13 protein-coding genes are annotated in these 13,060 nt (G+C 35.2%); 2 read left to right on the top strand and 11 right to left on the bottom strand.

Going from position 1 to position 13,060, the window contains the following annotated elements; translation table 11 throughout:
* Positions 1 to 301: 301 nt before the first annotated feature.
* On the top strand, positions 302 to 1,699 hold the full coding sequence (locus tag RTP99_RS01960; protein WP_001222346.1) for a flagellin N-terminal helical domain-containing protein: 1,398 nt from the start codon (positions 302 to 304) through the stop codon (positions 1,697 to 1,699).
* 240 nt (positions 1,700 to 1,939) lie between these two features.
* Positions 1,940 to 2,740 (top strand): flagellin N-terminal helical domain-containing protein, encoded by an 801-nt coding sequence (locus RTP99_RS01955; protein ID WP_001219700.1) that lies wholly within the window; start codon positions 1,940 to 1,942, stop codon positions 2,738 to 2,740.
* A gap of 93 nt (positions 2,741 to 2,833) precedes the next feature.
* Here RTP99_RS01955 and RTP99_RS01950 read toward each other — a convergent pair whose 3' ends face one another.
* The 11 genes from RTP99_RS01950 to fliG all read right to left on the bottom strand — a co-directional run bounded on the left by RTP99_RS01950 (position 2,834) and on the right by fliG (position 13,058).
* On the bottom strand, positions 2,834 to 3,781 hold the full coding sequence (locus tag RTP99_RS01950) for a DNA-binding domain-containing protein (protein WP_000274722.1): 948 nt from the start codon (positions 3,779 to 3,781) through the stop codon (positions 2,834 to 2,836).
* 657 nt (positions 3,782 to 4,438) lie between these two features.
* Positions 4,439 to 5,347: a chemotaxis protein gene (locus RTP99_RS01945; RefSeq protein ID WP_000075952.1), complete on the bottom strand. Its 909-nt coding sequence runs from the start codon at positions 5,345 to 5,347 to the stop codon at positions 4,439 to 4,441.
* A gap of 128 nt (positions 5,348 to 5,475) precedes the next feature.
* Positions 5,476 to 5,961 carry a hypothetical protein gene (locus RTP99_RS01940; RefSeq protein WP_001197056.1) on the bottom strand — a complete coding sequence of 162 codons (486 nt, stop codon included), beginning with the start codon at positions 5,959 to 5,961 and terminating at the stop codon, positions 5,476 to 5,478.
* Between the two features lie 260 nt (positions 5,962 to 6,221).
* The gene (locus tag RTP99_RS01935; protein WP_000198181.1) at positions 6,222 to 6,557 is read right to left on the bottom strand and encodes a DUF3964 family protein; all 336 of its coding nucleotides are present in this window, start codon (positions 6,555 to 6,557) and stop codon (positions 6,222 to 6,224) included.
* 49 nt (positions 6,558 to 6,606) lie between these two features.
* Entirely contained in the window at positions 6,607 to 7,830 is a 1,224-nt protein-coding gene (locus tag RTP99_RS01930; protein ID WP_000588316.1) for a flagellar hook protein FlgE, read from the bottom strand.
* 16 nt (positions 7,831 to 7,846) lie between these two features.
* Entirely contained in the window at positions 7,847 to 8,425 is a 579-nt protein-coding gene (locus tag RTP99_RS01925) for a flagellar hook assembly protein FlgD (protein ID WP_001143467.1), read from the bottom strand.
* A 3-nt stretch (positions 8,426 to 8,428) separates the two neighbouring features.
* Entirely contained in the window at positions 8,429 to 9,559 is a 1,131-nt protein-coding gene (locus RTP99_RS01920; RefSeq protein WP_000344728.1) for a flagellar hook-length control protein FliK, read from the bottom strand.
* Positions 9,552 to 9,962 (bottom strand): hypothetical protein, encoded by a 411-nt coding sequence (locus RTP99_RS01915; protein WP_000360871.1) that lies wholly within the window; start codon positions 9,960 to 9,962, stop codon positions 9,552 to 9,554. Before RTP99_RS01915 ends, RTP99_RS01920 begins: the two co-directional genes overlap by 8 nt.
* A 117-nt stretch (positions 9,963 to 10,079) precedes the next feature.
* Positions 10,080 to 11,384 carry a flagellar protein export ATPase FliI gene (locus RTP99_RS01910; protein ID WP_001080960.1) on the bottom strand — a complete coding sequence of 435 codons (1,305 nt, stop codon included), beginning with the start codon at positions 11,382 to 11,384 and terminating at the stop codon, positions 10,080 to 10,082.
* A complete protein-coding gene (locus RTP99_RS01905; protein ID WP_046646885.1) occupies positions 11,381 to 12,067 on the bottom strand; it encodes a FliH/SctL family protein in 687 nt (228 codons plus the stop codon). Before RTP99_RS01905 ends, RTP99_RS01910 begins: the two co-directional genes overlap by 4 nt.
* Positions 12,054 to 13,058 carry a flagellar motor switch protein FliG gene (fliG, locus tag RTP99_RS01900; RefSeq protein WP_000883351.1) on the bottom strand — a complete coding sequence of 335 codons (1,005 nt, stop codon included), beginning with the start codon at positions 13,056 to 13,058 and terminating at the stop codon, positions 12,054 to 12,056. Before fliG ends, RTP99_RS01905 begins: the two co-directional genes overlap by 14 nt.
* Positions 13,059 to 13,060 lie beyond the last annotated feature (2 nt).

The following is a 13,060-nucleotide window of genomic DNA, read 5'->3' as shown; positions in this document are numbered from 1 at the left end:
TTTTTTATATGCAAGTACTTCTTTTACTATATTTCCAACTACCATAATATCACCTTTTCGGTAAACAAAGATAATCTAATATTAGAGTTTTTTCGTAAAGTTTGCAATAATCCTTTGCAATTATATTGTAATAAAAAAACGACTAAATTGTTAAACTGTTATTTTTTTATATTTATTAATTCAAATTTTCAGTTGACACCCATTATAGCAAGGCTTACAATAAATTCGAAATTGTTTTTTTTGCATATTACCGTTTTTCAATTTGCAGAAAACTCAATATAAAAAAATGGGGGTTCTTAACATGAGAATTAATACAAACATTAATAGCATGCGTACGCAAGAATACATGCGCCAAAACCAAGCTAAAATGAGCAACGCTATGGACCGTTTATCAAGCGGTAAACGTATCAACAACGCTTCTGACGATGCAGCAGGTCTTGCAATCGCAACTCGTATGCGTGCACGTGAAAGCGGATTAGGTGTTGCTGCGAACAACACACAAGACGGTATGGCGTTAATCCGTACAGCTGATTCAGCAATGAACTCAGTATCTAACATTTTACTTCGTATGCGTGACATTGCGAACCAATCTGCGAATGGTACGAACACTGACAAAAACCAAGCTGCACTACAAAAAGAGTTTGGTGAATTACAAAAACAAATTGATTACATCGCTGGAAACACACAATTTAACGACAAAAACCTTTTAGATGGATCAAACCCTAGCATTAGCATTCAAACTCTTGACTCAGCAGATCAATCTAAACAAATTTCTATTGATTTAAAATCTGCTACTCTTGAAGCATTGGGCATTAAAGATTTAACAGTAGGCGCTACCGAAAATACACTTGCTAAAGCTACAATTACAGCTAAAGATGCTTTCGATGCTGCTAAAGATGCTTCTGATGCTGCTAAAAAAGAAATTGATGCCGCAGCTAAAGATACACCATCTAAAAATGATGCTCAATTAGCTAAAGAATATATTGAAGCGAAAGCAACTTTAGCAACTCTGAAACCAACTGATGCAACTTATGCAGCTAAAGCCGCGGAGTTAGACGCTGCTACAACAGCTCTTAATGATAATGCAAAAGTCTTAGTTGATGGATATGAGAAAAAATTAACAACTACTAAAACTAAAGAAGCTGAGTATACAGCTGCTAAAGAACAGTCTACTAAATCTACAGCTGCTGCAGATTTAGTTACTAAATATGAAACTGCTAAATCAAATGCATTAGGTAATGATATTGCTAAAGAATACCTTGAAGCTAAAACTGCTTATGAGGCAAATAAAAATGATATTTCATCAAAATCAAGATTTGAAGCAGCTGAAACTGAACTAAATAAAGATATCACTGCTAATAAGGCTGCAAAAGTTTTAGTTGAAACTTATGAAAAGGCTAAAACAGCTGGTACAACTGAAAAATCATTAGTTGCTGTTGATAAAATTGACGAAGCACTAAAAACAATTGCTGACAACCGTGCAACTCTAGGTGCTACATTAAACCGTCTTGACTTTAACGTAAACAACCTTAAGAGCCAATCTGCTAGCATGGCTTCAGCCGCTTCTCAAATCGAAGACGCTGACATGGCGAAAGAAATGTCTGAAATGACTAAATTCAAAATCTTGAACGAAGCTGGAATCAGCATGCTTTCTCAAGCAAACCAAACTCCACAAATGGTTTCTAAATTATTACAATAAGCCATTTGAGTTAGTTTCATGAATAAACCTCTCTGCTTGCGGAGAGGTTTATTTTTTGTAAAACCTTCCTTTTTTTGATGGGAGAGAGCATCCGCGTGGCGTAGAAGCGGTCAGTGCCTATCTTTATCCCCTCTCATGTTAAAACACAACTAGAAGATAAGCATAAGTCTCTTTTTCTGTTCATAGCTGTTTATTAGATTAAGAGATACCGACTATATCAATCTATAAGGAGTGTCTATTATGCGTATTGGTACGAATGTTTTAAGTATGAATGCTAGGCAATCGCTATATGAGAATGAAAAACGTATGAATGTTGCTATGGAGCATTTGGCGACTGGTAAGAAGTTAAATCATGCTTCTGACAATCCAGCAAATGTTGCGATTGTAACTCGTATGCATGCGAGAGCGAGTGGTATGCGCGTGGCGATTCGAAATAATGAGGATGCGATATCGATGCTACGTACAGCGGAAGCTGCACTTCAAACTGTGACGAATGTTTTACAGCGTATGCGTGATTTAGCTGTTCAATCTGCAAATGGTACAAATTTAAATAAAAACCGTAATTCACTAAATAATGAGTTTCAATCTTTAACAGAACAAATTGGCTATATTGATGAGACGACTGAGTTTAATGATTTATCCGTTTTCGACGGTCAAAACCGGCCTGTTACGTTAGATGATATTGGTCATACAGTAAATGTAACGAAACATATTCCCCCTTCCCCTACACAACATGACATCAACATTTCAACAGAAAAAGAAGCAAGAGCGGCGATTCGTAAAATTGAAGAAGCTTTACAAAATGTATCACTTCACCGTGCCGATCTCGGGGCTATGATTAACCGTCTGCAATTTAATATCGAAAATTTAAATAGCCAAAGTACAGCGTTAACAGATGCTGCTTCCCGAATTGAGGATGCGGATATGGCGCAGGAGATGAGTGACTTTTTAAAATATAAATTGTTAACTGAAGTTGCACTTAGTATAGTTTCACAAGCAAATCAAATACCACAAATGGTTTCTAAATTACTGCAGTCATAATTATCATTTCACTCTTTAAAACGATTCCATACAAAAACAAAAGGGAAATACATATAAACTATGTACTTCCCTTTTATTTTTCACTCAATACTTCTATGGCGCTACCGTCATAACTTGTCCTCTACGGTCGATTCTTATTTTCATCTTTCCGTCTTGTGCGTTATATAAACCTAGCTTATTTAATTCTATTTTGCATTCTTGTACGAAGGTTGGTAATTTACGAATTTGATTGACATCCGAACTTTTAATAAAACTAATTAAATGTTGCGTCATATCTTTCACATCTTGTACAAGCTCTTCTTTTTCTCGTTTTAACCTTTCATTTTCTAATTTTAACGCTTGTAATTCACTCTCCAGACTACTCCTATTCGACTCTTCTTTGAAATGCCCTGCAGCCATGTTAGAAAGCTTATAAATCCCTTCCATAAACTGATGCAGTTCATCTTCTTTTCTTTCACTATGTTGACTAATTGTCTCAAAGTTATCAACGATACCAGATATAACTGTTACGAGGCTTTTTTCACTCTCTTTATGCTGGATTTCCTCTTTTAATACTTGGTTGTTTTCTTTTTTCGTTGCAACATTAGCTTCTTTTACAGGTATATATTTGCGCTTGCGTCCAGGTTTTTGTTTTTCAATATTTTCAAACGGTATTTCACGTTTTTTTAATTTGTAATACGTATTTTGTAACTGACTTTCTGTTTTCGGGAAAAGATTTAGTTCGTTTTTACTAACATACTTTGAAATATTAATAATGTTTAAACCGTGACGTTGGCAAAATTGATACACTTCATACAGTAACTCTAGTTCAGACTTGAGCCATGTGATCGTTGATTTTTCATATGCTCGCATCCCGCCATGTTTTTCTACATCTATTTGAAATAATACCATTCTATTATGTAAATCAACTAGTTCTTCATATTTTACTTGGAATTGTTTTTCTATTTTTTTAAATTCCGCTTCTAGTTGCATATCGTTCATTTTATTATTTGACATGTTTTGTAAGAGACTTAATACATTGATTGCTGTGTGGTGATACATAATCTGTGCCACTCCCCCTCATCCTTTCACAATTCTCATCTGACTCCCATGTCTTTTCAGAAAATAGCAATTTTTACATATCCATATTATAACATTTCGAAATTGTCTGTCAAATAATAAACATACAAAAATGTATAGAAAGTATAGAAATAGAAAAAGATTTTTTCATTAATATGCACAATTGCATATTAATCACTTTTAATTATATTATATGGTATTTAGAATGTAATTTCACCGAAAAAATTTGCGTTATCACGAAATATTACTAAAAAAATCCAAAGATACATTTTTATATTTTCAAATCAAAAATCTTCAAATGAAGATTTTTCATACATACAACCACAAACACTCCATCTTTCCACCTATATAGAGTATAAAACACTAAAAAGGAACTAACCAATACTACACACGGTTAGTTCCCTTCTCTCCACTAAAATAATAGAGTTATAAGTAGAATCTACAAATCTTCAATTAAAACCTCACATCGCGTGTGGCTTAACCGCCACCACCACTCTCACTGCCCCACTTCTTCCACTTACCTAAAAAACCCGCTACATATCTCTAGTCTTAACATGGCATAGGGCTCTATTAGGCACTAACCGCTGCCACACATGGCTAAAGCTTCTATTCAAGCAAAAAAGTGCTTTTAAAAATCTTTTACAACACTAACTTATCTACTAAGCCGATTAACTCTTGAATATCTGGCTTACTTACTTGCGCATTTGCTCCTACCGCTTCACCTTTATGGAATAATTCATTTGTAATTAAGGAAGAGAAAATAACGACTGGTAAACGATTCATAATTTCACTATCTTTAATTACTTTCGTTAAATGGTGTCCATCCATTTTCGGCATTTCAATATCCGTAATTAACATGTGAATATGTTCAAACATTTTTTCTCCTTGCTCTTTCGCTAGCTTTTCAATTTGCGCTAACGCTTCTGCACCATTGCTGAAGAAGTTCATTTTCGTATATCCAGCTGATGATAATGTTTCTTCTAATATTTGACGAAGCATTGCTGAATCTTCCGCAATATAAATAATTTTTTCACCACGATCTGTTTTTTGTTCTAATTTTGAAAGTGATTTATTATCATAACCAGTACCGCTAATTTCACATACAATTTTCTCGTAATCTAATAGTAAGATGATTTTTCCATCTAGTTTTACAATACCAGATGTCGTTTCTTCTAGTCCCATAGATAATGAAGCTGGTTCATCAATTTGCTCCCAAGAAATACGTTGAATACGATGCACTTCATCAACGCGGAAAATCACTTTCATTTGGTTTAATTCTGAAATGATAAATTTCGTTTGATCAAGTGGCTTTGTTGATTTTAAATTAAGAGCTGTCGCTAAGTTAATAACTGGTAAAATTTCACCGCGTACTTGAACAACACCTTCAACTGCATGATGAGATTCTGGCACAGTTGTAACAGGGAATGGATTAATGATTTCACGTACTTTCATTACGTTAATACTAAATAGGTTTTCACCAACAGTATATGTAACAATCTCTAATTCATTTGTTCCGCTTTCTAATAAAATACTTTGTGCTTGTGACATAAAGGTGTCGCTCCCCTTTCATTATTTCCGTATATCTAATTATTAAGCTTTATTAAAACGAAAAAGTCAACTACCTATATAAAAAATATAGATAGTCGAACGATTCATTTCTTTATTTGAAAAGACAATTACTCTTGTATAAACGAAGCAAGTGCTTCTAATAGCACTTCTTGCGCTCCTACAATTTCTGTCGGCATCGCTTCCCATTTTTTCGAAAGCTCTGTTTCTACTCTTATTCTTAACTCTGCATTCATTACTTCTAGCACATATTCTTTCGTTGCTATATCAACATCCAGTAGCGCAAGTGCATATAGTTCCGGATCATTTATTTTTTCAAATAATCGCTTTAATACTGCCGGTGCTATATGTTTTAATTTTTCAATATGAATCTCTTTATCTGAAAATAGCAACTCATATTGAATGAATGTAACATTTTCTTTAATCACTTTAAAATAGCAATTATTTTTTTTATCATTTACAAAATAACCGTTCGAATCAGCAATAATACTCTCTACTTTACGAATTAAATCTGGCAAACTACTCGCCGTCATGACAGTCCGCTGCTCAACCTCACTCGGCGAAATGAATGTAACGCGATACTTATTCAGCGCCATCCTCCTCACCTCTCCTTTTATAGAAATCTATCGCCACAAATAAACTTATTAGTCGATCAAACACGTTAAGACCACGAGCATTATTCATACTACACTTCGCTTAAATCTATTTAAACTACCCTAGTAACTCTACATATCTCTGGTCTTCAAACAACGGTCGAGCACCACATAAGCCACAACCGCTACCACATACGGCTCGACCCTCTCTCAAAACATAAAAAAGAGCTTTTAAGAGCTTTTAAGAGCTTTTAAAATCTTTTTTAAGATCTTTTCAGTAACTCGATGTTATTGAACCAGAATGCTATCTGCTGATCCGCGATATCTGGCAACGTAACAAAAAACTCACGGCACTTCATCTCATCTTTAAACAGTTGATACTTCCACTCGCCCTCACTACCAACACTTACGAAATAAAATTCATGAATACGGCCAATGATTGCTTGTTTTTCACCAAATGAATAGGGAGGCACTTGCTTAATTTCAAATTGATCTGGTAAATATACATGCTCTTCTCGTTCCATTTTTAACACTTGCTCGGCAAGTTCACGTTTATTTTCGAAAAAAGGCAATTGTAAAATTCGCTCTTGTCTTGTCATACGAATAAAAAACCCTTTCTACTACATTACAATTTTTCTTTATTATATATTATCGAATTAAGTTTACAACTTCGTTTAATACTTCATCTGAAATTTTAATTACTTTCGCATTTCCTTGGAATCCACGTTGGTATAACATTAAGTCAACGAATTCTACAGATAAATCTACGTTTGCACCTTCTTGTGCACTACCACGTACTTTTCCTGCACCATTTTGACCAGATACACCCATTGCTAAAATACCAGTTGTATTCGTCGCTGTATAGTTACCATTACCAGTTTTCATTAAGCCGCCTTCGTTCGGGAACATTGCAACAGCTAATTGACCCGCAGCTTTCATACTTCCATCCGAGTATTTTACCATCACATATCCACCGTCAGCAATAAAGCAATCTTTTACAGTCGCTGCTGCTCTACCATCTACATCTGTTACTGCTAATGTTTTCTCTGTCGGGTGGTTTGTTAATTTACTAAAATCTATTTTTACTGTTCCACCATTAAAGGGAATATTCGCTTCAGGGTTTACCGGATCCGGCTTCCCTACCGCATCGAATTTCACCTCACCACCTGCGCCATTAACCTCGTTAAACGCTGTTTCTTTTTTCGATTCGTTACGCATATATACTTTATATTTATAATTATGTTCACCATCTTGTTTAAACTCCACGCGCATTGTCCATGTATTACCGGCATTATCGTATACAGGCAATTCTTGCGTAATCTGTTTTGCATCTGCTGGAATGTTCCCTCCAACGACTCCTTTTGACGTTCGAATACCACCGATTGCTGATCCCATTGGAACTTGCAATGGTCCTGGGATACCAGATAAATCAACATTACCAGTTGATGGATCTGCTGGATAAGCGAATACATATTGCCCTTCCGTATTCGTAATATAGTAATCTGAAGATATTGTAAATGTTCCTTTACGTGTAAATTCCATATTTCCAGCTTTTGAATCACCTACAACGAAGAAACCATTACCTTCCATTGCCGCTTGTGTTTTACCACCAGTTAACGTAATTGTACCATCGGTATAATCCGTCACCGTTCCGCTCATTTTCACACCGTTACCAATACTTTTCGGGTTCGTCCCTGCGTATCTATCGTCGCCTTTCGCACCAATTGAATTGTTGTACAGTAAATCATCGAACATAGCTTTTTGTTTTTTATAACCAACCGTTTGTGCATTGGCGATATTATTTGAAGTTACACTTAGTGCATTTTGTGTTGCATTCATTCCTGTAATACTTGTATATAACGCTTTAATCATAATATATGGACACTCCTTATGAATTTGTAGTTTTTTCTTCTTCCGCTACTTTTTGATCGTCTTTCTTCGCATCTTCTGGATTCGTTTCTCCAATTGGTTTATCAGACACTCTCTCAACGAAACGAAGGGATACAATTTTATTATCAATAACGAGCTGTACATCGTTATTTTCTGCAAGGCGAACTGTCTCTACTTGACCAGTTACTTTTTTACCGTCACCGTCAATACCTCTTACGTACTTCCCTAAAAACTTCATTCCACCATCAAGCGCTGTCGAATACATTGTCGTTCTTAAAGAGTCAACTGCCTTTGTCATATTCTGCACTTGTTCCATAAGAGATAACTGCGCTGTTTGGTTCATCATTTGATTCATATCCATCGCATTAAATGGATCTTGGTGCTGGAAACTCGATAAAAACAATTTCAGAAAATCATCTTTTCCCATTACTCCAGGAGTTTTTTGTTCTCCTGCTGATACTCCATTCATTTGCCCTACTGCCGGTTGTGCACCGTTAACAGGTGCGTTCCTATTCTGCGCTCCTGCTTGCAACGGAATATGATTTGTACTCGTTGTATTTAATCCAACTGTTGGCACGCTTTATTCCTCCAATAATCCCGCAAATTCTTTTGATTCTTGTTTCTCATGTTTCGTACTTGCTAATTGCTGCTTTTGCCTTTGCTCTTGTTCTCGCTGTTCTTTACGATTTTCATCTTTATCTGAATAGCTAATTTGAATATTGATTTCTTTTTCTTTTAACTTCAGTCTCAATTCATCAAAAATGATTTCAACACGTTTCTTCGCATCGTGTTTTTCCATTTCCACATGAACATCAATTTGATCTCCATGTTTTTTCATAAACACTGTTAATGTACCAAGTTTTTCTGGATTTAACTGAAATAACACACGTTCTTGTTTCACTACAAACTTTTGCAAGGCTTCTACTTGTGCTTCCATTTTCTTTCCTAAGTCAGGCAATGAAACTTTCTCAGCGCCACTATTGGATTTTCCTATTTGATCAGTACTCGTCGCTTTATTTAATAACTCCGCACCGGCAGAATTCGAATCGTTGAATACATCACCTTCTGGCAACTCTACCTTGACATCTTCACTCTCAGCTTTCGGAAAATCTACATCTAAGTCTTTGAATTCTTCTTGTTTTTTTGCAATATTACAAGTTTCTTTTTCTACAACGTTCAATATTTGCATCATTTGCTCTGGCATCTTCACTTTGTCTAAAACCATTTGCATTGTATCTTCTAAACATATAGCATTTTTGATATTCATATTGGAAAGAAGTTCTTGTAATTGTTGTAATTCACCTGCAGGTAATTCGTTAAGTTTTATATTTCCATATTCTTTATATAGCTCTTGTATTTTTTGTATGTATTGATATAACAATTCTGGCTGCACGCGTAATTGCTCAATTGCAACCATTTGCTCAGATACAGCTAACAATAACTGTTCTGTCTCTTTTTTTTCTTCTTTCTTTACACTTGGCTCTTCTTTCGTTTCCGGTTTTTTAGAAAGAATGTTTTCTTTTCTATCTTCTGGTGCATCTTCTCGCTTTGTTTTCTCCGTTTTCGGCCGCTTTTTGTTTTCCATTCTCATCGCATGATCGAATGAAGAATCTTCACTTTTAGATTGTACTTCTAGCCCTTTTTCTTTTTGCGGAGGTAAACTTTGTTGCACCGGTAATACAGACTGTATCACTACATTCACCTCATCCATTCATACACATTTTCAAATCAAGAAGCATTTTTTCTTCCTGCTTTTCTCGTATTTTCGCAAGCTTTCTACAATCTTCTTGATACATCTCATCAATGACACGTTCTTTTTCTTTTACTTGTTCTAAAAGGCTTTCATTTTTTTGAATAAAATCTTCCGTTTTTTTAATTTTCCGATTCCATTCTTCTATTCTTTCAGGTGAAAACGTATGTGACGAAAGCATGCCAGCCATAATACGCTGTCCAGTTTGTACGACTTTACTACGCGATTTTACAACATATAAATCATATTCTTTTTTTTGTTCTATTTTTCTTTTTTCAGCTGTTAATTCATACACTTCTTTCAAGATCTGTTCTTTTTCTTGATTTATTTGCAATTTTATCGTATCGTACTGTTGCTTATCCACCTGTTTTTATAGCCCCTTCCTATTATAACGCTCTCTTTTTCTATTATATAGTTTTTTTCCAAAAAAATCTGTGAAATATTAAAAAACAAAAAAATAAGACCTGCATGGCGCAAGGTCTTATACTATATGGTGCATTGCTTCAACAATATCAGCAAATTGGAAACGATCTGATCGACCTTGTTTTAAAAATGTATTTATACCTTCTACTTTATTTTTACATTCAAAAATATAAGCATTTTCTGCATTTTCTTGAATCGTTCCTAATTTAAAATACAATTCATTTTCTTTATAAATAGATAAAATTTTTCTCATTTCATTTGCAAGTTGCCAATGATTTGGTGAAACGATTTCTTCCATAATCCTACTTACTGAGTCTAGCACGGAAATAGCAGGATAATGACTGAGCGTTGCAAGTTCACGTTTTAATACAATATGTCCATCTAAAATACCACGTGCTAAATCTGGTACAGGACCATTTAAATCGTCTCCATCAACGAGTACAGTGTAAATACCTGTTATAGACCCCTTTTGTGTTTTCCCAGATCGCTCTAACAGCTTCTTCATATAACTTTCCATTAAAAGTGTTTTACCACCAATCGGTAACTCTTTAACAGCAATATCAACACTTCTACGCGCATCTGCAAAACGAGTAACAGAGTCCATCATAAGTAGTACGTTATTGCCTTCGTCTCGGAAGTATTCCGCAATAGATGTCGCAAGCTTAGCAGCGCGAAGTTGCATAAGGTGACTTTCATCTGACGTCGCTACAACAACGACGCTTTTCCTCATACCTTCCTCGCCTAATTCTTTTCGAATAAAATCTTTTACTTCTCGGCCACGTTCTCCTACTAAACTAATAACGTTTATATCCGCTTTTGCATTTTTCGCAATCATGCCGAGTAAAGTAGATTTCCCAACACCAGACCCAGCGAAAATACCAATCTTTTGACCGATACCAATTGTTAGCATAGAATCAATGGATTTAATTCCCGTTTCAAATACGTCAGTAATCTCTTCACGTTCAAACGCATGAATAGGCGGAGCATCTAGTTTTATTTTTTGCAGCGGAATGTTTTCAGCGTTCTCATTTAACACTTCGCCATTTGCACTTAACACTTTTCCGAGTAAATGATTACCACGAGGTATAACAACATCTTCTGCAATTAATGTAACGGAATCTCCGTAACATACTTTTTCTGTCTGTTCAAACGGGAGTAACATATTGTTCTCTTTTTCAATTGCAATTACTTCACATAAGACGCTATGTTCTCCAACGAGACAAACATCACCGATTTTCGCCTTCGGTCCCTTCGCTACGAAAAACTGCTCTTGCACACTATGAACTTTACCGACTTTCGTATAAAACGGTGTTTCAATAAATGTATTCCATTTTTGGTTTTCATTCATTAATAGTCGATTCATACATTTTGCTCCTCAAATAACTTCTCTTCTTCCCATTTCTGGCGAAGTTTCGCAAATATAGGTGCAAACTTAAATTCAAAGAACTCTTTCTCCTCTTCTAGAACAAATTCACCGAACTGTAAGGAGAAATCATATTTCCATTCTACTAATTGTAGCAACCAATATTCTTTCGTATTTTCCTTCTCTTCTTGAATACGTTCAAACGTTTCTGGATGTACGGTAATAACTAGTTTTTCAAACGAAGTAGGTAACGTTTGAACGATGCCAGTTAAAATAGGTAACACATCAAGCAATCTAGTATCTACTGCTTGATTCACAATTTTTTCTGCTAGTTGGAAAGATTGATCCCATAATAATTCTGTCCATTCGTATGCAGTTTCTTGTTGCTCTTTTTGAAACTGCTGACGTGCCGATTCTATTTCTTTCATCTGCTGCTGAACGTGCATTTGAAATTGTTCTTGATCATGTAATAGCTGCTGACGCTCTCGTTCTAATATTTGCTGCTCTTGCCTTAGCTGATTTAGTTCAACATGTAACGATTGTTGCTGCGCAAGAAGTTCTTCATGATCTACTTGTATTTCTTCTTCTACGTGAATTGGTATTGGTTTTGGAAATTGTAATTCATACGTTTCTTTAGAAAAAGAAACAGAATTCTTCGGAATTCTGTTTTTAAATAAGGACATCCTCTTCACCTCTTTGAACGATAATTCTTCCTTCTTTCTCTAGCTTTTTCACCGTACCTGTAATCATTTGCTGCGCTTTCTCAGCATCTGTCATCTTAAGTGGTCCTAAGCCATCTAATTCTTCCAGAATCATCTCTTTACGGTTTGAAGACATACATGTAAATAATTTCTCTTTAATTTCTTCTTTTGCAATTTTAAGCGCTTTTGCAATGACACCGTTATCTGTAATTTCCTCTAATACACGGCGAAGCGCAAGATCTTCAAGACCAAGTAAGTCTTCAAAGACAAACATATTTTCTTTAATTCTCTCAGATAACTCATAATCAACTTCATCCAGCTTTTGAAAGACTGTTTTTTCAACGCCTCGTGAAACGTTATTTAAAATGTTCACAATTGTTTTTAAGCCGTCTGTTTTATTGATTGCACTAAATGCCATATTATTTAATTTTGCTTTTAATAGCTCACCAATTTGATTAATGAGTTCACCGTCAACTTGTTCTAGTTTCGCAATACCCATTACCGTTTCTACTCGCTTATGATCTGGCAATCTCTCAATTAATTGAGAAGCAAGTTGCGGTTTAATGTAAGAAGCGATAATTGCAATTGTTTGTGGTGATTCATCATTCAGCACTGTAAGAAGTGGCTCTAAATCTGTAAGTGAATTTAAAAATTCAAATGGATTATCTTTGTTGTACCAAAGGTCTTCCAATAATTTTTCAAGCTCGTCTTCTGGCATATTTTTAAATATGCGACGAATGTACTCTTTATCTGGAGTGACTAAGTTCAATTCTTTTACATTTAGTTCATATAAGAACTCCCCTAGTACATTTTCTAACGTTTCTGGTTTATATACACGAAACTTCGCGATTTCACGAAGCAACACTTCTTTTTCCTCAGCCGTCATATATTCAATGACTTTCGCTGCCACCTCTTCATCTAATGTACGAATGAGGATGGCAGCTTTTTCTTTGGAGGAGATTTCATCTAACATCG

This window comes from Bacillus sp. (in: firmicutes), from assembly GCF_031983925.1.
GTDB lineage: Bacteria > Bacillota > Bacilli > Bacillales > Bacillaceae_G > Bacillus_A > Bacillus_A pacificus.
The sequence above is the reverse complement of the archived record's forward strand: the minus strand, read 5'-3'. Positions and strand labels throughout refer to the sequence as shown.